This window comes from Saccharophagus degradans 2-40 (assembly GCF_000013665.1).
Taxonomy (GTDB): Bacteria; Pseudomonadota; Gammaproteobacteria; order Pseudomonadales; family Cellvibrionaceae; genus Saccharophagus; species Saccharophagus degradans.
On record NC_007912.1, the window covers coordinates 44779 to 70726 of the forward strand.

Genomic DNA, 25948 nt, shown 5'->3' on the forward strand with positions numbered 1-25948 from the left:
AAGTGTAAAGTGGTAGAAGCAGATGTCACAAAGCGAAGATAAAAAGGCAGTCACACTCACCAGTTTTAAACTGGTTATCTTCGCTATTGCTATGTTTGCATTTTGTATGTGGGTATTACCCCCGCTTTACACATTGTTTTGTGAAGTGACTGGACTAAACGGTAAAACTAAAGGCCAGTATCAAGTGACAGAGGTGCAAGTCGATACCAGTCGTTTGGTTAAGGTGCAGTTTGTGGCCACTAAAAACGAAAACATGCCGTGGGCGTTTGCGCCGGCAGAGCGTATTTTAGAGGTACACCCAGGGCAAGCGGTTACTACGCATTTTGTAGCTAGCAACCCCACGGAAAACATCATGGTCGGGCAGGCTGTGCCAAGCATGGTGCCACACAACGCTACCGACTTTTTTCACAAAACAGAGTGTTTTTGTTTTAACCAACAAGCGTTGGCGGCCGGCGAAACGGCTGAATTGGGCCTACAGTTTATAGTGGACCAGGAAATTCCTAAGGGTGTGAACACAATAATACTGTCGTACACACTTTTTGATGTAACGGAAAATTCGAAAGATATTGTTGAGCAAAAACGGCAGGAGCTAACCACTGCAACGCAAGCTGCAGCAGAGCTAATAACGAATAACATAAAACTCTAACCGCAAAGACAGCATTAGCGGGGTAAAATTATGGAACAGCAACAACACGAAAATTACTACGTACCCGAGCAAAGTAAACTTCCCTTGTTTGCTTCAATCGGCTTGTTCGTAACCGTATTCGGTTTGGGCAATTGGTTAAATGATATGACTGCAGGTAAAAGCGGCAGCGGCGCCACCATTTTTGGCGTGGGTTTGTTGTTTTTCTGCTTTATTCTTTTTCGCTGGTTTTCTATTGTTATAGACGAAAACCGTCGCGGTATGAATAGCGCACAGCTTAAGCGATCCTACGTTTGGGGTATGGGCTGGTTTATATTCAGTGAAGTAATGTTCTTCTCTGCCTTTTTCGGTGCGCTTTGGTATATACGCAACTTGGCGTTACCTTGGTTATCGGAAGGGCCTACAGCAGAATTGTTGTGGAACGACTTCCAAGCCCAATGGCCACTTATGCAAACACCTAGCGATGTTGCAGAGCTAGGTAAAGTGTCTGGCCCAGGCGAGAACATGGCTTTCCCAGGCTTTGGCGCAATGTTTGGCTGGTTGCCCTTGTGGAACACCATTATCCTTCTCAGTTCTTCGGTAACGGTGCATTTTGCTCATACGGGCCTAAAGAAAGATAACAAAAAGCAATTCAACTGGTGGTTAGGTATTACTGTATTGCTTGGCATTATCTTCCTTTGCCTACAGGTTGCAGAGTATTCACACGCCTACCATGTAAACCTAACGCTAGATGCAGGCGTATACGGCAATACCTTCTTTATGCTTACCGGCTTCCACGGTTTACACGTAACAATGGGTACCTTTATGTTGTTAGTGCAGTGGTTGCGTTCGGTAACTAAAGGCCACTTTAGCCATAACGACTGTTTTGGTTTCGAGGCCTCTAGCTGGTACTGGCACTTTGTTGATGTAGTGTGGGTAGGGTTGTTTATTTTTGTTTATATCATGTAATAGGCTAGTTTGATTCCTGTGGGGTTATGCGTTCGGCGTAATCCCACGGTGCCTTACTTTGAAGTTTTCCGCTGTAAAAGCCAAATGCAATAGTAGCCAATAACGCTACAGCAATGGTTACCCTTACGCCCAGCGCGTAAAGTGTTCGTTTAGAGCTTGGCTCATCAAAATCTTTACGTAAAAATGTAAAGCTCGTAAATAAGCTTGCCACCATGGCAACAAATAGCGCACCAATAATAAATTTTATAATCATAGTGTTTTACCAAAAGATGTAACGATGTATGAACACAGCTCGCTTTCGCTTTCACCTAAATTGGAAAATTACACTTTTTACAGCTGTGCTCTTTCCGTTTTTAGTGTACTTAGGTGTATGGCAATTGGGCCGTGCCGAGCAAAAGCAAACCATACTGCAAGAATGGCAGCAACAGCAAGCAAAGCCGCCAGTAGAATTTTCCCCCACATTAAATTCCAACGACCAGTTTCGCCGCGTATGGCTTAACGGTACTATTAACCAAGACAAATACTGGCTAATAGAAAATAAAACCATGTACGGCCGCCTGGGGGCCCATGTTGTGGTAGCGGTTAATGTTAACAGCGGTGCAACAGATAAAAAAAACACTACCATAGTGCCCGTTAATTTGGGCTGGGTAGAGCTGCCACCTTTGCGCGAAGTGTTTCCAGATATTACATTGCCAACAGGGCAAATTCGTATAACCGGTATGCTGGCCGCGGCAACGCATTCGCCGCTTATAAACGAAGCGGAAAACACCCAGCTAAGATGGCCGCACAAAATGTTAGAAATAGATTTAACACAAATGCAGCAACAGTTTGGCCAACCCTTGTATCCATTGGTGTTACAAGTCGAACCAGATTCGGCTGCAGCTTTTGATGTAGATTGGCAAGCTGTGAATATGACAAGCAGCCAGCACAAAGGGTATGCCGTTCAATGGTTTACCATGGCGGGCGTACTCTTTATATTATGGTTGTTGGCTTGCAGTAATATAGCGACGTTATTTAAGCGTGCAAATAGTGATCAAGCTGAAAACTAGAAAAAGTTCTAAAAAAACATAAAAAACTAACGCCAAAAAAATAAACAAATACGCTAACCAAGCAAGTTAACCAAATAAGCTAACTAAAAAAGAACGCCACATGACAACACTAGACGAAGCCCAGCAGCCCCCAGCAAAGCGCAATAACAAGCCGCTTATTGCGATACTTCTAATTAGTATTTTCCCAATACTCGCTGCCTATACGATGTTTTTTACCGGTGTGGGTGTACCCGCAGATACTAAAAACAAAGGCTACCTAATTACCCCTGCGGTGAATGTTTCAGTATTACTCGAAGGCGACAACGCTAGCGTATTAAACGATTGGCAAACGCATAAAAAATGGCGATTGCTTATTCCTGTGCAAGCGCCTTGTAATCAAGCTTGCCAAGATGACCTATACACAAGTCGTCAGGTGCATATACGTTTGGGTGAAAAAAGCACCCGAGTACAGCGAATTGCTGTTAGCTTAAATGGTGCGCAAAGCGACCAATACTTAGCAGATATTGCAAAGGACCATCCGCAACTAAAAAATATAAGTGTTGATCCAAATGATTGGAATGCTTGGTTAGCGCAAACCAACTTACCAACGGAATTGGATGCCGAGCATTTTTATATACTGGTGGATCAAGAAGGCTACGCCATGATGTGGTACACACCGGCCATACACGGTAACGATTTACTTAAAGATTTGAAGCACGCATTAAAATTTTCAATCGATTACGAATAAAAGCACAGTATGAAAAATAAAAAGCTCGTGTACCGTCTTTCTTGCTTGGCCTTTGCGGTTGCCGCAGTAGTGGTATTGTTGGGTGCATTTACACGCTTGGTGGATGCGGGTTTAGGCTGCCCAGATTGGCCTACGTGTTACGGCCATGTATGGGTGCCCACCAGCGAAGCCGATATTGCAAAAGCTAACGAAAACTTTAGTCATGCACCGGTAGAAACCCACAAAACCTGGCCAGAGCAAATTCACAGAATATTTGCCTCAAGCTTAGGGCTAATAATTTTGGGTATTTTCGCTGTAGCACTGGTTGGTAGAAATGAAAAAACGCCGTGGCGCTCGGTAGTATTGCTCTTAGGTGTATTGGTAGCAGGTACGGTGGGTAGAGTAATAATAGGCGATAAGCTCGACCCACTTTTACTGTTATTTGTTGCGTGTTATTTTTTAAACCTGTGCCGCCTAAATTGGATGCAACCTACAGCGAGCAACACCTCTAGCATGCCTTTTAAATTACCGGCACTGCTCGCGGGGCTGGTTATATTACAGGGCCTGTTTGGTATGTGGACGGTAACCCTCAATCTTTGGCCACAAGTTGTAACGGCGCACCTATTGGGTGGCTTCACTACTCTGGCATTCATTTGGCTGCTTATTCAGCGTTGCGGCAATTACACTTGGCAGCTTAACAGCGCGGTATTAAGTGAATTAAACACCATTAAGGTATTGGCTTTAATAGGTTTGGTTGTTGTGGCATTGCAAATAGCGCTAGGTGGTTGGACAACCTCAAACTATGCGGCGCTAGCCTGTGCGGACTTTCCCAAGTGCCATAACACTTGGTTACCCGAAACTGACTTCGCCCAAGGCTTTAATTTTTTACAGCATGTAGGGCCAAACTATTTAGGTGGCGTAATGGACAATGCCGCTCGCACGGCGATCCATTTTAGCCATAGGTTAGGCGCCCTGTTAACGTTTGTGGTTATGGCCTTATTAGCCTTTAGATTATTTCGGGTAGAGTCACCACTGGCTAAGCGATGGGCTGTAATAGTCATTTCGGGTACGCTTTTACAAGTAGCGTTGGGCATAAGTAACGTTGTTTTTGCGCTACCACTAGCCATCGCCGTCGCCCATAACGCAGGTGGTGCAGCTTTACTGCTAATACTGGTAACCTTGAACCACAGGTTGCGCACGGCGAAGGCCAGCTAAAAATATTGCAACGCAAACGGCGAAGAGTAAGTTGGCTGCGTTAACAAACTAAAAAGAGTGTAGTTATGACAGAACAAGCAAGCATTTCGAATCACGATGTGGCAGGATGGCGCGACTACCTAGAGTTAACTAAACCTAATGTAGTTGCACTTATGTTACTTACCTCTTTAATTGGCATGTTGCTCGCAGTGCCGGGTATGGTACCAATCGATATTCTTATTTTAGGCAACTTAGGCATAGCGCTATGTGCTGGCTCTGCCGCAGCGGTAAACCATTTAGTAGATAGAAAAGTCGATTTGAAAATGGCGCGCACATTTAATCGCCCCATTGCCAAGGGCAGAATTGATCCAACTAAAGCGATACTTTTCGCCGCGATATTAGGTTTGGCGGGCATGGCCATTTTAATGGTTTGGGTAAACCACTTAACCGCTTGGTTAACGCTGGCTTCGCTAGTTGGCTACGCTTTTATCTATACTTTTTGGCTTAAACGCGCGACCCCGCAAAACATTGTTATAGGCGGCCTTGCAGGTGCGGCGCCACCATTATTAGGTTGGGTTGCGGTAACGGGTGAAGTGCACGGCCACGCACTGTTACTAGTGCTAATAATATTTGCTTGGACACCGCCACACTTCTGGGCGCTAGCCGTTCACCGCAAAGAAGAATACGCCAACGCAAAAATACCTATGTTGCCCGTTACCCACGGTGAGGCCTACACAAAAATCCAAATACTGCTGTATACCTTTATTCTTATTGCTGTAACGCTATTGCCCTATGCAACGCATATGTTAAACGAGTTGTATTTGTTAGGTGCGGTGGTATTGGGTATTGGTTTTTTATATTACGCCGTAGCCATGATGCGCAACAAAAATAAAAATGCGGGTATGGACGCATTTAAATATTCGATTGTTTACCTAATGGCACTTTTTGTGGTTATGCTGTTAGACCATTATTTACTACCCACAAACATTGTGAGCTAAGCGTGACTGAACAAACCAACAAGCAGCAAAAAGGCATTAAATACACTGTTATAGCCGCCGTGGCGTTTATGGTAATAGTGTTAAGTTTGTTTATGAACAAAATTTTGCAGCCGCGCATACTAAGCGATCAACAATTGCGGGCCAATGGCGCCATAGAATTTGATACCGCTAGAATTATTCGCGACTTTAATTTGGTTGATCAAAACAACCAACCCTATACCTTAGAAGCCCTAAAGGGTAAATGGACATTAATCTACTTTGGCTTTACCCACTGCCCAGACATTTGCCCAACTACGCTTATGCAACTTAGCAAAGTGGTAAATTCATTAGAGCCAGAAATAAAAGCCAATACCCAGGTACTAATGGTAACGGCCGACCCAGCGCGCGATACACCAGAAAAATTAAAAATATATATAGAGCACTTTAATAAAGACTTTAATGCAATTACCGGCGAATTTTTAGCAGTAAAACGTTTGGCTGGCGATTTAAACGTAGCTTTTAATAAAGTAATGCTAGATAACGGCGACTACACCATAGATCACTCAGGCAACTTAATTCTTATCAACCCGCACGGGCACTACCACGGTTTCTTTAAGCCTCCTTTTGAGCTGGCTAAATTAAAACTTACTTACCAGTCTATTGTCTCTAGTGCAGAGCTTTAAGAACTTATCACCTATAAGTGCATAGCTCGATTATAAAACGTAACTCAATTATAAATCGTACGTTTACCCATTCAGACAGTGTCATTCGTTAACTACCGTTATTATTGGAAGTTGACGAATGGCCACCAACATTTAGCAAAGCACCTATCAACCAGCTTCTATATACTCAAACAAGCATTTGTATCTCTAGCGCTTATTCCATGTTTTACAATCTGACCGCCAAAGCCAATAGCTCTATATACGGCATGGCTTGCTAGGTAAGGCCGAATTAAGGTAGGTTAGCTTATCGCTTTAAATTAGTATGTTTATAAAACTTCTGTACGATAAATTAAGGTCTAGAATAGAAAGCTATGGTGGTTGCTACGTATTTATGGCACCCAAGTCGCCTTTTTGGGCAATATATAGCCAATAGCATTGGGAGAATAGTGTGAAACTCGTTCTATTACCTGGAATGGATGGCACAGGTGAATTATTTAATCCGCTTTTGCAGTATTTGCAAAGCGATACAACCGTACTGCCATTACCTGAACGCGGCGAGCAAAGCTACACTCAAATTGCTACAGCAATTGCTCCGCGTTTACCGAAGCAAGATTACATATTACTGGCGGAATCGTTCTCTAGCGGTTTAGTGCGCTACATTGTAGAACAAGATGATAAACACTTATTAGGTGTCGTCATTGTATCGGGTTTTGTAAGCGCGCCGAATCGCGCTTTATTGCGATTGGCAAAATCATTGCCACTGCACATACTCGCGAATATGCCTGGGTTCGATACAGTTTGTAGAAAGTACTTTTTGGGCGAGGCTGCCACTAACGACGCAATAGTTATGCTAAAAGACGTACTAAAAAGTGTGCCGCCAGAAGTGCTAAAAGCACGCATGGCAGCTATTTTAGATATGCCCAAAGAGACTGCATTTAAATGTGCAATACCCTGTGTGTGTATTGTTCCCACCGAAGATAAATTGGTAGATAGCAGCAAAACAAAAGAGTTAGCCAACACCTTTAGCAATGTTGCTATATCACCAATTAGCGGCCCTCATTTTATTTTACAATCCAATCCGTTACTGGCCGCGAAAAGTGTGCAGTGCGCAATGAATTATATTCATATAACTGCGCAGCAAAGTAGGCAGTTGCATTGATTGCCGGCGCTTGTTACGCATAAATGTTAGCACAAGAAAATATAGCTCATAAAATTCTGTAAGTTTTAAAACTATGCTATCAAATGAAGAGATCGATAAGAGATTCCCTGTTTGGAAAGCCATGTCCGACCTCTTTTTGGACACAGACCTCCAAGAAAGTGATTACAAATTTATAGCGAATACAGTTTTAAAAAGCGGATATAGCCCACGAGAAATTAATAGTATTTTGTGGCAAGAAGTATTACTTGGAGTAGGTGATAACCTGCGTTGTATTGCGGGGGAGTGGGCTGGGTTTAACCCAGTCTGGCTTAAACACAGAATGTTAGATGTGTTAGCTTGCGAGCAAAAAACGCTAGGTGCGGGCGGTATACTGTCTGCTGCAACTTTAGTAGAAATCACCCAAAAAGAGTGGTTAAAGGTGTGCAGGTTTTTGCCAAAGGAACACGCTGAGGCTATGCAACCACCGCCTATTTATAGTGAATCAGGCCTAAAGCGTCTGTGGAAATGTTGGTTCAGTGTGTGATAGGTTTTGTTGCAGTTTTAGCTTTTGGCTGGGTTGTTTGTAAATTACTTCTAAGCTAAGGCGCTATTATCCATTACATCATTAAAGTTAAAGAAACTTTCTATATAGTACATTTTAGCTCACATAAACTACGCTATTTAGCATCCTTTACAAATTTAAGTTCTTCTAATAAACCAAGGTAACTAATCATGGAAGTGACTGGCGAAATAAAATTTACCCTTTTAAGCCAAACCGATACCGAAGTAACCGCGGAAATGCCAGTACAAAAGGGTATACTTAACCCCTTTGGCATAGTGCATGCCGGTGCAATGCTGTGGTTTGCCGACGTAGCGGCTTCTGTATTGGTTATTGGCAAAACTATGCCTACAGAAGGTATGCAGGGCTTTCCATTAGCGATCAATCTAAATGCAAATTTCACCGGCAATAATAAAACGGGTAAGTTTCTAGCAAAGAGTGAATTTATTAAAAAAGGTAAAACGGTAAGCGTAGTGCGCACCCAAGTAACCGATACAGATGGCAAAATAATAGCAGATGTAACCACTAATCATTTGCTGTCTAGCTAACGATATTTAAATACAGCAAGAGTTTCTATGAGTAACAATATATACGAACCACCACAATCAAACGTCACGCCGCCTACTGGCCCAGGCAAAGGCAATAGTGGTCGCGCTATACCGCTAACGTTAATATTCGATTATGGCGTTACCCATTTACTTACGTTTATTGTGGCTGCTTTTATTACATCTTTCTATATGTCGCAGGGTAAAAGCCTAGAAGACATCACCGCAATATTCGAAGCTGCCGGTCTTTTCTCTTCTATAAATATTCTATTTTTAGCGGTGGGCCTAAGCGTAAGCTTTGTATCTGGCTATATGTGCGCAAAGTGGTCGGTAAAAAATGTATGGCGCGATATAGTTATAGTAATGGTTATATCCCAAGTAATAGAAACTTTTTTATATTGGGATAGATTAAGTTTTGGAGAGTACATGTTTCTAACCGCACTAGATACCACTGCAATGGTATTGGGTGTAAACCGTTGGATTAAACAGCACAAAAGATATTGGAATAAACCAGATATACATTAGAGAAGTGACAGCAAGGAGAAGGAAGTGAAGTATCAATTTTTGACAGTTGGGATTGTTGCTAGTTTATTGGCTGCGTGTGGTGGGGGATCTGAAAAAACACCCGAGGTCGATATAATTCCAGATGGATTCGTACTGGCAAATATAGAAGGTTCAGAAAAGAACTATGTACACCAAACTGGTTCTTTCAGCGTAGCTGGTGTAGACCAAGCGGTGAGTATTACAGTAGATGGTTGTGGATATAGTATTAATGGTAATGATCAGTTTGTAACTGATGCTACTCAAGTTAGTAACGGGGATACGCTACGTTTTCAAATTATTGCTCCTGCCGAATATAGCTCTATTGCACATTGCAATATCATGGTTGGCGGATACAGCACGAGTTTTTCTATTAGCACCAAGGATATACTAGATACCGTACATGTATTTTATCAGGGTGAAAGATTTTATCGCCCATCGGAAGGCGCGCGCCCCGCAACAATAACTGGCGTCTATCTGCATAATGCTTATGGCGGTGAAGTGCTTGAGTACAGCAACTTTAGTGAAAACGAAATAATTTTTGTAGATGAAATGCCCGAGGCTTATACGGCATCGACAGTAGATACGATTAACAATGAGTTGTTTTTTAATTATTGGACCGTAATTAACCCTCAGTTAGAAAGTGCCGTGTACTTGGACACGAGCCCTATCCAATTTAGTTCAGCGCCGCGCTACTTAGATGAATCATGTAAGGGAATTACCTTTAGTAATACAAATACCACAGAGGAGTCAGGTTCGTTATCTATAGAGCTCAGCGGTTCGGGTAGCTGTGATCATTATTGGGTTTATGGTGGCTTTTTCGAAACCTACACAAGATATTATCACCCTGAAGTAAACCAAACCAATAATGTACTTGTAGCTGAAGTAGCAGATAACCGTAATATTCAAAGTTATGGTTTTTTTAGCACAGATGATTTTGTCGATGGCGAAGTAGTAAATGTAAGTAACACACAAACTGATTTCTTAACCGCTGTTATTGAAAATATATTAAAGGAAGAGGCTCATTTTTTTATATGGGGCTTTGATGGCCAAGATAATATATCTACGTTTAAGCTCGGAGGGTATTACACTAATAATAATGAAAACAATGCAATTATGAATGTAGTGGATGTGCCGGTAGACGAGTATTTATTGACTAAGGTTAAATTTATAGAACGTGGATATCCATATCGCGTGCAGTTTCAATACGCATATGAGGTGCTAGACGAAATACCCACTACGATATCACGAACGGCTGAGCCAGGGTTGTTTAGTAGTCTTGAAATAAATTTTGGTCGCGATCTAAATTTAATTTGGACAGGTGAAGGGCTTGAAAATTACGAATACGTTAAGCTTCAGCTAGAAGGTGATACGGCTTCTGGAGATAAATTTCGCTGGATAGTAACAGCTCCGAATACAGGTGAATTACACGTGCCCTATTTTTCTGACTTAGAACCTCCCAATTTTGAAGGGGATATCTATTTTCAACTGGCTTTATTTAATGAGAGCGAAGATGAAAATTCATATTCAGAGATTTATACTGGAAGTACCTTACATTGTTATTCTGATGAATGTACCGATCAACGGACTTTCTAATTTCTTAGTGCTAGTAGCTGAAATACCTCTATAAGTCAGCTGACATTGTGTTAGCTGACTTATAAATAGCTTAGGTAATAGGCTAGAAAATTCCTACAGCCATCACCCAAACCTCTGTGCATGAAACGCCAAATGCTCATCGATAAAACTACTAATAAAAAAGTAGCTGTGGTCGTAACCGGCTTGCATGCGTAATGTAAGTGGATAACCGCTTTGTTTGGCTGCTTGCTGTAGGTGTTCGGGTTTTAATTGTTGTTGTAAAAAATTATCGGCGTCGCCTTGGTCGACTAGGGCGGCGGGGCCGGTGGATTTATTTTGCATTAGCAGTGTGCTGTCATACTGCGTCCATATTTTTTTATCTTCGCCTAAGTACCCTGTAAATGCTTTTACACCCCAGGGGCATTCTGTGGGGTGTGCTATTGGGCTGAATGCGGTAACAGAGCTAAATAAACTGGGGTTGCGCAGGGCAATCATTAGCGCGCCGTGGCCGCCCATGGAATGGCCGCTTATTGCGCGTTGGCTAGTAACCGGAAAGTTGGCTTCTATAAGCGCCGGTAACTCTTCTACTACATAGGTGTACATTTGGTAGTGTTTAGCAAAGGGTTGTTGGGTGGCGTTTACGTAAAAGCCTGCGCCTAAACCAAAGTCGTAACTGCCTTCTGGGTCGTCTGCTACGCCGTCGCCGCGCGGGCTAGTGTCGGGGGCAACAATGGCTAACCCCAACTCGGCGGCTTTTTTAAATGCGCCGGCTTTTTGCATAAAGTTTTCATCGGTGCAGGTTAAACCAGAAAGCCAATACACCACCGGCACTGGGTTATTTGGGCCGGCTTGCGGCGGTAAAAAAATGGCAAACCGCATAGCGCAGGCAGTGCTTGTAGCGCTATGGCTAAATTGTTGGTGCCAGCCACCGGCTACTTTTGCGCTGCTTACTTTTGTTAATGTCATACCCGCACCTTCTATTTGTTGAAATGAATTACCGAGCGAATACTTTTGCCGTGATGCATTAAATCGAAAGCGGTATTAATATCTTCTAGGCCCATGGTGTGGGTAATAAAGTCGTCTAATTTAAAGTCGCCCGCCAAATATTGCTCTACTATGCCCGGTAATTCTGAGCGGCCTTTCACACCGCCAAAGGCTGTGCCCCGCCATACGCGCCCAGTAACGAGTTGGAAAGGGCGGGTAGAAATTTCTTGCCCAGCACCGGCTACCCCAATAATGATCGATTCGCCCCAGCCCTTATGGCAGCACTCAAGTGCAGAGCGCATTACGTTCACGTTGCCTATACACTCAAACGAAAAATCCACGCCGCCATCGGTAAGCTCTACTATTACATCTTGTATGGGCTTGTCGTAAAGCTTGGGGTTTATGCAATCTGTGGCGCCCAGCTTTTTGGCTAGCTCAAATTTACTCTCGTTAATATCAATGGCGATAATACGGCTGGCCTTGGCCATGGTTGCGCCAATAACGGCGGATAGGCCAATACCCCCTAAACCGAAAATGGCTACGGTATCGCCTTCTTTTACTTTGGCAGTATTCATTACTGCGCCCATACCGGTTGTTACGCCACAGCCGAGTAAACAAACCTCTTCTAGCGGTGCTTTTTGGTTTACTTTGGCTAGGGATATTTCTGGTAATACGGTGTATTCAGAGAAAGTAGAGGTGCCCATATAGTGGTAAATGGGCTGGCCATCTTTATAAAAGCGGGTAGTGCCATCTGGCATTAAGCCTTTACCTTGGGTGGCGCGAATTTTTTGGCACAGGTTAGTTTTGCCAGATAAACAAAACTTACACTCGCCACATTCAGGGGTATACAGGGGGATAACATGGTCGCCCACCGCAACGCTGGTTACCCCTTCGCCTAGGGCTTCTACTATACCGCCGCCTTCGTGGCCTAATATGGCAGGGAATATACCCTCTGGGTCCTCGCCAGATAGGGTGAACGCATCTGTGTGGCATACGCCTGTAGCAACAATTTTAACCAGCACTTCGCCGGCCTTGGGCATCATTACATCTACTTCTTCTATGGATAATGGTTCGCCTGCGGCCCACGCGACCGCGGCCCTAGATTTTATAAATGTATCAGTCATAGTGTGCCTATATGGAATGGGGTTGCTGGTTGATAGATATGCTTGCAGCCAAATATTTGTTTAAAAAGTCAAAATAAAGGCAAGTTTCGGTCATTCTAACATGTGAACTAAGCAGAGGAATGTGTAAATAAAGCGTAAAAATAGCACATTGCATGCTAAATAATAGGGTTTTGCTTGTGCGCCACTCGTTTTAATTTGGCTACAAAGTATGGGGGAATACCCCCGCAATGTATCATTTTGTGCATGTACTAAATGGTAAAAATAGAGCATTTCACTACTTGTTCACCTGCCTATTTCTTTGATTTTACCCGCTACAAAAATAGTGTCGTCTATCTCTTTTTACGGCGTTTATTAACTTTTATTTTAAAATATATTCACTACTATGCTCTGCGCTTTTATGCAAAGTTCACATTTTACTTTTTTATTTTTCACATTATTTGGCAAGGATAAACGAATGAAAATTTATAGCCGTTTAATCGCGACAGGCCTGTTGCTACTTTCTGGGTTTAGTTTCGCGCATTCAAATCACAAAACCGATTTAATTGATCAGCCGCAACAGGGCTTTGGTGAATTGGTAATTTTCGGTGGTGTATTTACCGATACGGGAAACTTTGCATCGTTGTATGGCGATCTACCAGGCATTTTTTGGAACAACCGGTTTGCAAATGGCCCTGTTATTTCAGATTACATGGCAGAAACATTGGGTTTAAGCGCTAGCCCTTCGCTGCATGTTGCCGGTGAAGTTAGCGAGCCTATGGGAACAAACTATTCCATGCGCAATGCATGGGCAGGCCAAAGCGGTGAGTTAAATATAAGTGGCCAAGTGCAGACTTATTTAGCAAGCAAAGACTACAGCGTACCCGCCGATAGTTTAATTTTTATGTGGGCAGGTAGCCACGATGTAGTTGAAGCCATTACCACACCTGCGCCTTTACCATACCAAATGCTAGACGACGCCGTGTTTGGAATAGAAGCACAGTTGTATTTGCTTATTGATAGCGGAGCGCAGCATATATTTGCTCCTACTTTTGCCGATATTGGTTTTTTACCGGCTATGCAGCGCAGAGGTATTGAAGCGCGTGTTACCGAAGCAACCGACTATTTTAATCGCAAGTTTTCTAGAATGCTTAATCGTGTAGAGCGCAACACTGGCCAGCGAATTTATCGGTTTGATTTTGATCGCTATGTAAAAGGGTTAGTTGCTAATGCGGGTTTTTACGGAATCAAAAATAGCGTTGATGTGTGTGTAGAGCAATTGGCTACTGGCGGCTGCGATTTCAACAGCTTTTTGTTTATGACCGATGTGCTTATTACCAGTAAAACTCACAAACTCATTGCCGATGCATTTACCCAAGATTTATTGCACCAAGTAAGTTACTGCAAGCGCGGCAATTACCATCGCAGAACAAAACATCACTTGTGCCCAAGTAACTAGTCCCATGCAAACTTTCTTCTATGCGGCTTTTTAGTTAAAAGTCGCATAGGTGTACGTCAGCGGGTGCAGCTATAGTCTGTGCCTGCTACTACTTGCTAAAGCTTGCCTCTCGCCCCGTTAAACTTACAAATAAACCACGTTACCGCAACCGCAATCGCAAATTGTTCTGTTTGGCGGCCAATTACTCTAAGGTGGAAAATCGCGAAAATAAATATAAAACTATTGTTAGAGCCTGTTATGTTGCCCCACTTTTTTCTTGGCCGGCCGATGTCGGCTGCTGCGTCTTTTTCTATCCTAGTAAAGCCAATTACCATAAGCCTACTTTGCCTAGCTATTTGCGCCTGTAAGTCGAGCGAGAAAACAATAAAAGCTGGCCCCCATTTACCTACGCCAGTTTTTACTACGCCCTTGTTCGGTGACAAAGTATGGGTGTTCAACCCCAGCATGAACCCCATGGCGATGCAGCAAAAGCTCGATCAACTGCACGCACAGCAAGCCTATAGCGAATTCAGCAATCAACGCTATGCCATTTTATTCAAGCCAGGTGAATACAACTTAGAAGTAAACGTGGATTACTACGTGCAAGCACTGGGGTTGGGGCGCAAACCCGGTGACGTAGTAATTAATGGCGCGCTGCAATCTACCGCGTCTACCGAAGGCAACAAAGTGACCACCATGTTTTGGCGCGGGGCGGAAAACTTTTTAGTAAAGCCAAGTGCAAAGCCTATGTTGTGGGCGGTATCGCAAGCGGCGCCGTACCGTCGAATGCATATAAAAGGCGACGTACAGTTTGATAAGGGCAGCTGGGCCAGCGGCGGTTACATGGCCAACTCGATAGTAGAGGGGCTGGCAGGTTTAACCACGGGGCAGCAGTGGTTTACCCGCAACAGTGAGTTAGGTAGCTGGCAGGGCGGTAATTGGAACCGTGTATTTGTGGGCGTAAAAGGTGCCCCCGCCAACGATTGGCCCACTTCGCCTACTACCGCAATTAGTACAACGCCCTTGGTGCGCGATAAGCCATTTTTAACCCTCAATAAGCAGGGCGACTACGAGGTGTTTGTACCGGCTTTATCCACAAACAGTCGCGGTGTAAGTTGGCGCGCAGACGAAGCCGGTGAGCTTATTCCCTTAAGCCAGTTTTATATTGCCCAAGCCGGCCGCGATACATCCACAACCATCAACAATGCTTTGGCGCAAGGTAAGCACTTACTGTTTACCCCTGGGCTTTACCCGCTAGATGAAGCTATTCGCATAAATAGGCCAAATACAGTGGTATTGGGGTTGGGCTTGCCTACGCTAATACCCGAAAACGGCACGCCGGCAATGGTCGCTGCCGATGTAGGCGGGTTAAAGATTGCGGGCTTAATGTTTGATGCAGGGCTAATGAATTCGCCGGTGTTGCTGCAATTGGGGCAGAGTAAAACGCACATGTCCCACGCGGATAACCCCAGTAGCCTAAACGATATTTATTGCCGCGTAGGTGGCGCCATTGCGGGCCAAACTGAGGTGTGCGTAACCATAAATAGCAATCACGTAATTGCCGATCACTTTTGGTTGTGGCGCGCAGATCACGGTGTGGGTGCCGATTGGCAAGTGAATAAAAGTGCCCACGGTTTAGTGGTAAACGGCGACGATGTAACCATTTACGGCCTGTTTAACGAACACTTTCAACATTATCAAACACTGTGGAATGGCGAGCGCGGCCGCACTTATTTTTATCAATCGGAAATTCCCTACAAGCCACCCAGCATTGCAGCGTGGAACGACAACGGGGCAGCGGGGTTCGCCTCGTATAAAGTAGCAAATCACGTAAAACAGCACAGTGCGTGGGGTTTGGGTATATACAGCTTTTTTAGAGGCGAACCCACGGTAAGCAATAATGTAAGGTTAGAAAACGCCGCAGAGGTACCCAATAGCCCCAATGTACATATTACCCACATAGCGAATTTTGCCGGCCTTTATGGTGGTATTAACCATGTTATTAATGGCTTGGGGCCTGCAACAGAGGTGGGTGAGTTAACCCTCTACCACGGCGTAAACCCGCAGCCCCCTAAATAGGGTAAATCCACTCAGGGTGTGGTAAGTATCGACTATAGTTTAAGGCAGTCTCTTACTTTTTTTAGGCCTGCATGACTATGGCAAGTTTTTTCTCGCACCGCTGTTGGCAATTGGCCTGCTGCGTTGGACTGCTGTGCGCCGCAGTGATGGCGCGCGCCGATATAGCCATTAACCTAGATAACGACCAATCGCGCCTAGAAGTAAAAGCGATTGTTATTGCCACTGGCGGCGAAGGCGAGCTTAAGGCCAATCGCCTGCGCGACCTCACTCGCTTGGCCAGTAGCGAGCGCCGTAAATACCCCGCCACTATCTCTATTGACGAGTTACACCGCATAGCCGATGTGCTTACCGTTGCGGTGCGGGCAGAGGGCTACACCTTTGATAGCCTCTACTTACCGCCGCAAACCGTGGCTAACGGTATAGTGCAGTTTCGCTATCAAAAATCCGTTCTGGTAAGTATCAACGTAATTAACAATACCGACTACGACGACAGGCGCCTAAGCAAGCCCTTTGCACCTGTGGTGGGTGAGCGCGTGTTTGCCCCGCGTATAGAAAACATTGTGTATGCCCTGCAGGCCCAGCCTACTTTATCGGTATTTGCCTTTTATTCGCGCGGGCCGCGGCAGGGTGAGGTGGTGCTTAATTTGCGGGTCGATGAGCGCAGCCAACCGTTTTATTCCCTGCGCGCAGAAAACTATGGTTCGCAGGCCACAGGTAAATACCGCATGGTGGGCGAGCTTAAGGGCTATTCGCTGCTAGGGGATTTTGATCGCGCCACGCTGGCCGTGCTTTCCACCCAAGGTGAGGGCACCACCACCTACGGCTACCTTAATTACCGCTATACCTTGCCAAGCTTAAACACCTGGTGGGAGTTGGGCGTGGGCGACACTCGCTACGCGCTGGGCAGCAATTTTGAACAGCTGGAAGCAACCGGCAGCTCGCGCAGCCTGCGTTTGGATGTTAACCGCGCGCTTAACCACAACCCCAAGCACAGCCGCCAAATTGGCTTGGGTGGCTTTCACAAAACCAGCAGCTTTGGCAGCGACGATGCGCTGTTTGACGACGCCCTAGGGCGCGAAGAAACAAGCATGGGTGCCGCTGTTAATTACAGTGCTAACCACACCTTTGGCAAAGGGCGCATCGCCTTTGGTGCCAGTGCAATTGGCGGGGAATTTAGTTTGGATGAGGGCGAAGGCCAAACCCTAGCCAAGCTGGAGTATCACTTTTTTGCCTCCACTCAGTTTAATTCAAGCTCGCGCTTCGCCATTCAGCCCCGTTTATTTATACGCGGGCAGCTGGCCGATAAAACACCGCTACCCGCCATAGAAACCTTAAGCCTTAGCGGTTTTTACGGCGTGCGTGCCAGCCCCGTGGGAACAGTAAGTGCAGATACCGGTGTATTGCTAAGTGCAGAACTGCATATGCCAGCGTTGGTAAATACCCAATTGGCCGAGCAGCCATTTAGCGCGGCGCCCTATATGTTTTTTGATTCCGGAAGTGGCGAGCAATACCAAGCCGACGACGCCAGTGCATTAAGTGTTAGCCAAAGTGGCTTTGGCGCGGGCTTAAACCTGCGCTGGGGGCGATTTTCTGCCAATGCCACCTATGCCAGTGCAACCAACCAAGAGGTAAATGGCGATGACCAAGTCTATGTCCAATTGCGCTGGCAATAACAAGCCATTGCGGTTGGCTTGCTGTATCGCGCTTATTAGTAGCGGCGCATTTGCGGGGCCAGAGGGCGCGCAGGTGGTAGCTGGCGATATCGCCTTAGATGAAAGCGTGCAGGGCCAATTTAATATTCAGCAAAACAGCGAACGCGCTGTTATTAATTATCAAAACTTTTCTATTGGCCAAGGCGAAGCCGTTAATGTGGTGCAGCCGGGCGAAAATGCTGTGCTATTAAACCGCGTTGTGGGCAACAACCTTAGCCAAATTGCCGGCGCCCTGAATGCCAACGGCCAAGTATTTTTGGTTAACCCACAGGGCGTAATGTTTGGTGGTGGCGCGCAGGTAAATGTGGGCGGCCTGTTGGTAAGCACGGTAGATATCAATACCGAAGCGTTTATGACCGGCGGCTTGGTACCTGCAGACTCGGCAGCCAATTCAAACCCAGCGGCCAGCATTGTTAACAACGCAGACATAACTGCAACCGGTGCAAATGGCGTGGTTTTTGTTGCCCCAATTGTAGAGAACAACGGCAAAATTGAGGCTATTGGTGGCGACATTAGATTATCTACTGGTAATGGCGTATTTGCCCAAGTAGACGGCAGCCCCATAAGTATTCTGTTAGATAGCCCCCATCAAGGGGGACTAAGTCTTGGTGGGGCAGGTCAAGGTGGGGCAGGTCAAGATAACGCAGGGCAAGCTAGTGCAAGCGGCAGCAATATCACCAACCATGGCACATTGCGCGCCCAGCGCATTAGTGAGCAGGGTGGCAATATTGTCCTTGTGGCCGAGCAGGGCGACGCCATCAATATGGGCACTATGGATACCGCAGCAACCGCCATTGGTGGCGCGGGGGATATTACTGTTCAGGCAAATCGCATTGCACAGTTTGGCGCTATAACCAGTCAGGCGGGTGCCAATCAAGGCGACGGCGGCAATGTGAATTTGCAGGGTGCCAATTTGGTAGAAATAGGCTCGCAGGCCACGACCAATGTATCGGCCCACAATGGCGAGGCCGGTAGCGCGGTGTTTTTCTCCCCCAACACCACGGTTATGCATGTGGGCGCGCAGGTCAATGCCAGCTCGGTAGATGGCCGCGGGGGCTATGTGGATGTTTCTGGCCTAAAGCATGTGGATGCACTGGGCAGAGTAAACGTGGCCAGTGGCGTAGGTGAGCACGGTACTTTTCTTATCGACCCCGACGATATCACCATAACCACCGTAGATAACCTAGTAACAGCAGCCACGCCTTTTCAGTCTTCCGCGTCGGGTAGTTCCACCTTAGATGTCGCCACCTTAGAGGCCGCGCTAAGTGGCGGTGGCAACATAGAGGTGCGCACTGATGTGGAATTTGGCGATGGTGAAAGTGGCCATATAACCGTTGATAGCAATATCGATTTAGACGGTAGCAACGGCGGCAGTTTATCGCTGGTGGCGGATGGCAATATTATCGTGTCGGCAGGTGTTGTTATCGCCGATCAAACAACAGCCACAGTAGATAATACCAACATAAATTTTACCGCCGGTGGCGCCATTACCATGCCCGATACCAGCCGTGTAGAGGCGGGCACTGGGCTAATAAACTTTACCGCGGGTAGCAGCATTCAAGTTGGCAGCCTCACCAGCAATAGTACGGCAGCTAACGCCATTACATTAATAGGGGTAAGTGTTGTAGATGGCGGCGATACCGATATAGATTTAATTGCCCCTAACGGTGGGGTAACTATAAATGCAGTAAGCAACGTGGGCAGCGCAAGTTACATAGAAACCAATATAAGCCAGCTTACAATTACCATGGCTGGCGCCGCGCCCGTACGCATATTAGAAGTAGATGACCTGCAAATTACCTCGCTTACCAATGGCCAAAATATCGACCTCTGGCTGCAAAGCGGCACCCTTACCATCGACGACCCAGGCATAAGTGCATCGGGCAACATGAGCATAATTGCCGACGACCTAACTGGTGATTTGGGGCGCACGCTTACCCTTGGGGCGAACCAGCTTTGGCTGGATATAGCCAACCCTGCAGCCCTAACAACTATTAACACAACCGTTACCAGTTTAGATGCGCGGGCGGGCGGTGCGGGCTTAGATATTATTAATACCGGCGCCCTAACCATTAGCGATGGCGCTTTGGATGTCGATAGCAGTGGGGTATCGCTAGAGGGCAGCTACCTCGCCGTGCGCACAGCCGCGGGCGATTTAACATTGGCCTCCAATATAGATTTAGACGGCGGCAATGGCGGCACCTTGATATTAGATGCCGGCGCAGACCTTATATTGCCTGCTTCATGGCAAGTATCTGACCTTACCCCTGGCACTGTGGATAGCGTCGCGCTGGAATTACACACCGCCAATAATCTCACCCTAGATACAAATGTAACGGTAGATGTTGGCGGCGGCACGCTGTTGGTTAATAGCGGTGGCGACCTAACCGTAACCGGGCTTAGCTCCACCAGTGCCGCCAACAATGCCATAAGCTTAACCGCTGCCGGCACCATTAACGATGCCGGTGATGCCGCAACCGACCTAAGCGCCATTAACGGCGGCATAGTACTTAGCGCCGCTACTGGCATACCAGATTTAGAAATAGAAGCGGCCAATCTTGCGCTTACCAATAGCACGTCGGGCGACGTAACGCTGCATCAACAAAACAGCGCCGACCTTACCATTAGTATTTTATCTACCGTTGCAAATTTTACTCTCGATGGTGTTACGCAACTTACCCTTACCGATGCAGCTAACAGCGTAGGTGGCGATGTAAACATTACCACCTTAGGCGCAGGTGCCTTTACCTTGCCTAACACAGGCATAACCACAACCGGTGCCATTACGCTGGATGTATTCGATATAAGCGACAGCGATAATACCGTACTTTTAAATGGCGCCAGTGGTGCACTAACTTTGCGTGGCTTAACGACGGCCACGCAACTTAACACTAATTTCTCGGATTTAACTTTTTCGTCGCCAGCCGCAAGCGCAATTAGTTTTGTAAATAGCGGTGCGCTAAACGTAAACAGCTTTGCTGCAGGTGGCGATATTACCTTAACTACCAGCAGCGGCGATTTAGTATTTACCAGCAACGTCGATACCAACGGCAGCGATGGCGCCACCTGGAACTTTACTGCGGCCAACAATTTAGACTTAGCCGCCGCAGTGCGCTGGGAAGATTCGGCTACAGCATCACCTGATAGTATTACGCTACAGCTAACAGCAGGTGGCGCTCTGTTGGCCAACGATATAGACATGCTAGATATAGGTGCAGGCACAGCATTAATTAACACCAGCGGGGTAGCGCAAATATCGCGTCTTACCACCAGTTCTGCTTCTGCTAACGCAATAGTAATTAACGCAAACAGAGTGCGCGGCAACACATCTACAACGTCGGATTTAAGAGCCATAAACGGCGGTATTATTCTGAATACAGCTACAGGGGTAACCGGCGGTATAGGCGCTTATTTCGAAGCAGATACTTCGAACTTAGAAATAAACTTAACCGGCGTTGGCGATATATCAATCGATTCTGGTGTTGATATGGCGCTGAGCGGTTCCGGTTTTGATTTTCTCGATATACGCGTAGCGGGCACCCTTACCCTACAAGACGCAGGCGTAATAAGTACCGGTGCAGTGGTAATTAAAGCCGAAGACGTACAAGATACAGCCGGCAGAGCGTTAGATATAACCGCCACCGATTTATTTATTCAACTAGATGCCATGGCGGGTAACTTGGGGGTAACAACTAACGCCGCAACCTTAGATGGCTCGGTAGCGGGCGCGGGCGATTTTACTTTTAATACATCCGCCAGCCTAAGTTTGTTAGACAGCGTAGAAGATACAAACACCAACACATTTTTAACCACAAGCGGCAATATGATACTAAGCGCAGCGGGTGATATAAGCTTAGATGCACCGCTAGATATAAATAACCAAAGCGGCTTAACCCACAGTTTAATTACAAATAACGATATTATTTTTACCACCGGCAATAATATAAGCGATAGCGATTTCACCATTGCCGACGACGTAAACCTAGTGCTACAAGCCGACCGCCATATTGCGTTGCCCGCAGGCCATTTAATAAATACCAACGCGGGTACCATAACCATAAATGCCAACAACAATGCAGACGGTACCGGTACATTACAATTATTGGGGCAGCTTTTTACCACTAGTGCTACTACCAGTGCAGTGGATATTATTGCCGCGCAAATAGTGGGCGATGCCACAACCCAAACAGAAATAGAAGCAACCGCCGGCGGCATACAAATAACCGCGTTAGATGGCGTAACTAACCTAGATATAGAAACCACCGCTTTAGCGCTTACCAATACCAACAGCGGTGCGGTGACGGTAAACCAACAAAATGGTGCGAACCTTACCGTTGCAACGCTTAATAGTGTGGGCGACGTTACATTAAACGGCGCAACTAACCTAACCATTACCGATGCCAGCCACAGCATAGGCGGCGATTTAAATATTGTTACCAGTGGCAACGGCGGCTTAATAGTGCCCGCAACGGGGCTAACTGCAACGGGCGCAATAGTATTAAATGTTTGGGATATTACCGATGGCGATACTGCAGTGGCATTAACTGCTGCCAATGCAGACCTAACCTTTAGAGGGTTAGGCGCAGCCACTCAATTAAATACCAGCTTGGCGAGTTTAAATTTTAATAATCAAACCGCTAGTACCATAACCATTACTAACAATGCAGCGCTTACGCTTAATAATTTTTCTACCCTAGGTGATATAAACTTAAGCACCACGGCAGGTGATTTAACCATCGCAAACGCCATAGACCTAGACGGCACCAACGGCGTTAATTGGTTATTTAGTGCAGCAAACGATTTAGACATTCTTGCCGCAAGCGTGTGGCAAGACAGTAATACCGTCACAGCAGATGCAACAAATATTTCGCTGCAAGCCGGGCAAAATATACAAATGACAGACGGCGCTAGAATTTATGCAGGTGCTGGCTTAATTAATGCACTTGCAGGCAACACTTTATTTGTAAGCAGTTTGCAAACCGACAGTACCCTAGCTAATGCAATTACATTAAATGCAGCAAGCATTCGCGACTTTGGTGATAGTCACTTAGATATTGTTGCCGCCAACGGTGGCGCCAACTTAACGGCAACGGTGGATATTGGCGATGTGAGCTCTATCGAAACAGAATTAAACAGCGCCGCCATTACAATGGCTGCGCCAGGCCCTGTGCGGTTAGTAGAGCTAAACGATTTAAACCTAACTAGTTTAACCAATGGCACCGATGTATTTGTTTACGTACCCAACGGTTTGCTAACTGTAGATGCCGCAGGCGTGGCGGTTATTGGCGAACTAAATATATTAGCCGACGATATTACCAGCAGCACCGGCCGTACACTTACGTTAAGTGCAAACACGGCGTTTTTAGATATTACCAACCTAGGCGCCACCACATTATTTAACACAACGTTTAATCGTCTAGATGGCACCGTAGCAGGCAGTGATTTCATATTAATTAATAACGGCGCACTAGAGTTAATAGATTTAGTTAACGACACTAACGCAACAGCCTTTAGTGTTACCTCTGGCGCTATGAATCTATCTACCCTAGTTGGCGATATAACCCTAACCAACACAATAGATTTAGACGGCGCCAACGGCCAAACCCTACAACTAACAGCCGCAAACGATATTGTGTTTGCCAACGCGACTCAAATTAGCGACCAAACACCCGCCACTACCGATAATGTAAATGTGCAACTTACCGCGGCGAATACAATTAGCCTAAACAATAGCAATAGCATTAATGTAAGTGGCGGTACGTTATTACTTAATGCCGGTAATCAATTAACGGTAACCGGGCTAAGCTCTACCAGCACAGCGAGCAACGCAATTGAATTAATCACTAACGGTTTTATAGATGACGGCGGCGAAGGCATTATAGATATTACGGCTACTAATGGCGGTGTAGTGCTTAGCAGTGCAACCAGCGTTATAGATAGCGGAGATGAATTTTTAGAAATTAGCAGCTCGCAGCTAGCAATAAATCAAACCGCAGCAGGCAGTGCAAATATTTATGTCGACCAAGATGTTGCACTTACCGCAACAGGCCTAGATGCATTAAGGCTGCGAGCAGACGGCACAGTCACTATTGAAGATGCAGGCTTAAGTGCAAGTTCAGATGTGGCGATATTTGCCGCCGACCTAACCGACGGCGCAGGCCGCGAAGTAGACATTGCAGCTAGCGATTTATACTTAGAGCTAACAGACTTGGTGGCCGATATAATTGTGAATGCCAACGCAACCAACCTAGATGCCACAATAGATGGCAGCGGCGGCGTTACCGTTAATGCTCCAGCCGACCTTACATTATTTGATAGTAGCGAAGATGCCCTTAATAACTCCATTATTGCGCGCAGTGGTAATGTAACCGTAAACGCGGGCAATAATTTAACGGTAGCTAACGATTTACACGTGGATGATCAATCTGGCCAAGTGTTAACTTTATTTGCCGGTAACGATTTAATGTTTACCACCGGTGCAAATATTGTAGATGGCAGCGCAGGCGCACCCATAGATAACATTGCCATAAGCTTAGCGGCCAATCGCCATATTCAATTACCAAACGCAACTATAAATAGCTACGGCGGCACCATTGCTATTACTGCCGACCAGGATGCCAATGGCAGCGGCGATGTAACGCTCGACGCTCAACTTATTTCCACTAGCACGGCAAACAACGCTGTAACTATTGCAGGGGTGAATATTGTTGGCGATAGCAGCAGCGATGCCGAAATAGTAGCCTCGGCAGGTGGTGTAGAGCTAACTGCAAGTGGCAATATTCTTGGCCAAGGTGCAAACCAATTTTTTGATGTAGATTCAGCAAGGCTTGCTATTACAAATGTGGGCGGTGAGCTGCGTTACCACGCTATAAATAGCGTAACCTTATTAGCAGCAAATAATTTAACCGATGCTAATTTTCAAATAGACGGCACCTTTACTGTGCCAGATACCGGCTTGCAAAGCAGTGCTGGGTTGCTGGCTGTAACCGCAACCGATTTAATTGATAGCGATAGAAATACAACCATTAACGGCGAGAATTTTTTATTAGCGCTTAGCAATCCCATTGCTGCCACCACGTTAACAACAAGTATAGATAGCGCAGATATCACCTTACCGAATCAAACCCTTACCCTAAACGAAACCAACGGCTTAATTCTTAGCGACTTAAATGCCGATGGCAACGCGCTGCTAATAAACAATGGCAATGCGGCTATAAATATTGCCACAGGTGATTTACGCATAGCCAATAACGTAAGCCTTAGCGATACCCTTGCCAATGGCACGCGCACAGGTTTATTTGAGGCCACTGTAAGTAACGGCAATATAAATATTAGTAACGACGGCATAGGCAGTACCGTGGTGGTGCAATCCACCAATACTGTCGATCAAACCGCGGAGGGTGGTTTGGGTGCCGGCTTTAATGGCAACCCTTCGCAAACATCTATACGGTTTGAATTGCCAAACAACGGCGCTCAAACGCGTACCATTACAATTGGCAGCGCCGATTCGCAAGCAAGCGTGATTGCGGTGGGGGGTGATATAGAAATAGATGGTTTGGGCGCAGGCGTTGCCAATGTGCAATCGAGCAGCGTGGTGGTGTTGGCCAGCGCTTCGCAATTAACAAGTTACAACCAAGTAGACGATGCATTGGACGGTACTTTACTGCTTAACGGTTTGGCTACTTCATCTGATGCCATCTCCGATACCAACCGCTTAGCGCGCACCGGCCGCACCATTGCAATACGACCAGATAGTTTTGTGCTGCCAGAACCAGAACCAGAACCAGAACCAGACCCAGACCCAGAACCTACACCCTCGCCAGAGCTACCCATCGAAAACGTGGTAGAGGTGGTAAACGACATGCAAGAAAACATAAATGCCGATGCTACGGTGCAACCGCAACCAGAGAAGAAAGACGATGCCGACCAAGCGTTTGATGAATTGTATAGCTCGTCAGATTGCAGTGACCCAGACAAAAAAAATAAAGGCCACTGCGCAATTGAATCTGCCGTTAAAAACTTTTTATCCCATTGGACAGTAGGCGGCCAGCTGCCGCCAAAAGTAATTCGCTAATGTTGTAAATTATTTACGTAAACAG

At 46.0% G+C, this 25948-nt stretch carries 19 protein-coding genes; 16 read left to right on the forward strand and 3 right to left on the reverse strand.

Annotated elements, in window-relative coordinates; translation table 11 throughout:
• Positions 1–22: 22 nt before the first annotated feature.
• Together SDE_RS00200 and SDE_RS00205 are read left to right on the forward strand one after the other, a co-directional pair.
• Positions 23–646, forward strand: coding sequence for a cytochrome c oxidase assembly protein (locus SDE_RS00200; protein ID WP_011466526.1), 624 nt, complete (start codon positions 23–25; stop codon positions 644–646).
• A gap of 30 nt (positions 647–676) precedes the next feature.
• Positions 677–1591 (forward strand): cytochrome c oxidase subunit 3, encoded by a 915-nt coding sequence (locus SDE_RS00205; RefSeq protein WP_011466527.1) that lies wholly within the window; start codon positions 677–679, stop codon positions 1589–1591.
• A 4-nt stretch (positions 1592–1595) separates the two neighbouring features.
• Here SDE_RS00205 and SDE_RS00210 read toward each other — a convergent pair whose 3' ends face one another.
• Complete coding sequence (locus SDE_RS00210; protein WP_011466528.1) at positions 1596–1844, reverse strand: DUF2909 domain-containing protein; 249 nt, start codon at positions 1842–1844, stop codon at positions 1596–1598.
• Between the two features lie 28 nt (positions 1845–1872).
• Between SDE_RS00210 and SDE_RS00215 the strand changes: the two genes are divergently transcribed.
• The 10 genes from SDE_RS00215 to SDE_RS00260 all read left to right on the forward strand — a co-directional run bounded on the left by SDE_RS00215 (position 1873) and on the right by SDE_RS00260 (position 10557).
• Entirely contained in the window at positions 1873–2640 is a 768-nt protein-coding gene (locus tag SDE_RS00215) for an SURF1 family protein (protein ID WP_011466529.1), read from the forward strand.
• A 100-nt stretch (positions 2641–2740) separates the two neighbouring features.
• Positions 2741–3367 carry a hypothetical protein gene (locus tag SDE_RS00220; RefSeq protein ID WP_011466530.1) on the forward strand — a complete coding sequence of 209 codons (627 nt, stop codon included), beginning with the start codon at positions 2741–2743 and terminating at the stop codon, positions 3365–3367.
• Positions 3368–3376: 9 nt separating this feature from the next.
• The gene (locus tag SDE_RS00225) at positions 3377–4561 is read left to right on the forward strand and encodes a COX15/CtaA family protein (protein WP_011466531.1); all 1185 of its coding nucleotides are present in this window, start codon (positions 3377–3379) and stop codon (positions 4559–4561) included.
• 65 nt (positions 4562–4626) lie between these two features.
• Positions 4627–5538, forward strand: coding sequence for a heme o synthase (gene cyoE / locus SDE_RS00230; RefSeq protein WP_011466532.1), 912 nt, complete (start codon positions 4627–4629; stop codon positions 5536–5538).
• Between the two features lie 2 nt (positions 5539–5540).
• Positions 5541–6200 carry an SCO family protein gene (locus SDE_RS00235; RefSeq protein ID WP_011466533.1) on the forward strand — a complete coding sequence of 220 codons (660 nt, stop codon included), beginning with the start codon at positions 5541–5543 and terminating at the stop codon, positions 6198–6200.
• 427 nt (positions 6201–6627) lie between these two features.
• Positions 6628–7338 (forward strand): hypothetical protein, encoded by a 711-nt coding sequence (locus SDE_RS20990; RefSeq protein ID WP_011466534.1) that lies wholly within the window; start codon positions 6628–6630, stop codon positions 7336–7338.
• A 73-nt stretch (positions 7339–7411) separates the two neighbouring features.
• A complete protein-coding gene (locus tag SDE_RS20995) occupies positions 7412–7861 on the forward strand; it encodes a DUF7079 family protein (protein ID WP_011466535.1) in 450 nt (149 codons plus the stop codon).
• Positions 7862–8049: 188 nt separating this feature from the next.
• A complete protein-coding gene (locus SDE_RS00250; RefSeq protein ID WP_011466536.1) occupies positions 8050–8424 on the forward strand; it encodes a PaaI family thioesterase in 375 nt (124 codons plus the stop codon).
• 27 nt (positions 8425–8451) lie between these two features.
• Positions 8452–8946 (forward strand): hypothetical protein, encoded by a 495-nt coding sequence (locus tag SDE_RS00255; protein ID WP_011466537.1) that lies wholly within the window; start codon positions 8452–8454, stop codon positions 8944–8946.
• A 24-nt stretch (positions 8947–8970) separates the two neighbouring features.
• Positions 8971–10557, forward strand: coding sequence for a hypothetical protein (locus SDE_RS00260; RefSeq protein WP_011466538.1), 1587 nt, complete (start codon positions 8971–8973; stop codon positions 10555–10557).
• A gap of 102 nt (positions 10558–10659) precedes the next feature.
• Here the strand turns inward: SDE_RS00260 and fghA are convergent, their stop codons facing one another.
• Both fghA and SDE_RS00270 read right to left on the reverse strand, forming a co-directional pair.
• A complete protein-coding gene (gene fghA, locus SDE_RS00265; protein ID WP_011466539.1) occupies positions 10660–11502 on the reverse strand; it encodes an S-formylglutathione hydrolase in 843 nt (280 codons plus the stop codon).
• Positions 11503–11513: 11 nt separating this feature from the next.
• Positions 11514–12644 (reverse strand): S-(hydroxymethyl)glutathione dehydrogenase/class III alcohol dehydrogenase, encoded by a 1131-nt coding sequence (locus tag SDE_RS00270; protein ID WP_011466540.1) that lies wholly within the window; start codon positions 12642–12644, stop codon positions 11514–11516.
• A gap of 454 nt (positions 12645–13098) precedes the next feature.
• Between SDE_RS00270 and SDE_RS00275 the strand changes: the two genes are divergently transcribed.
• The 4 genes from SDE_RS00275 to SDE_RS00290 all read left to right on the forward strand — a co-directional run bounded on the left by SDE_RS00275 (position 13099) and on the right by SDE_RS00290 (position 25923).
• Positions 13099–14079 carry an SGNH/GDSL hydrolase family protein gene (locus SDE_RS00275; RefSeq protein ID WP_011466541.1) on the forward strand — a complete coding sequence of 327 codons (981 nt, stop codon included), beginning with the start codon at positions 13099–13101 and terminating at the stop codon, positions 14077–14079.
• 237 nt (positions 14080–14316) lie between these two features.
• Positions 14317–16137 carry an adenylyl cyclase gene (locus tag SDE_RS00280; protein ID WP_158303834.1) on the forward strand — a complete coding sequence of 607 codons (1821 nt, stop codon included), beginning with the start codon at positions 14317–14319 and terminating at the stop codon, positions 16135–16137.
• A 77-nt stretch (positions 16138–16214) separates the two neighbouring features.
• The gene (locus SDE_RS00285; protein ID WP_143710814.1) at positions 16215–17810 is read left to right on the forward strand and encodes a ShlB/FhaC/HecB family hemolysin secretion/activation protein; all 1596 of its coding nucleotides are present in this window, start codon (positions 16215–16217) and stop codon (positions 17808–17810) included.
• Positions 17776–25923 (forward strand): filamentous hemagglutinin N-terminal domain-containing protein, encoded by an 8148-nt coding sequence (locus SDE_RS00290; RefSeq protein WP_158303835.1) that lies wholly within the window; start codon positions 17776–17778, stop codon positions 25921–25923. Before SDE_RS00285 ends, SDE_RS00290 begins: the two co-directional genes overlap by 35 nt.
• The last annotated feature ends 25 nt before the right edge of the window (positions 25924–25948 follow it).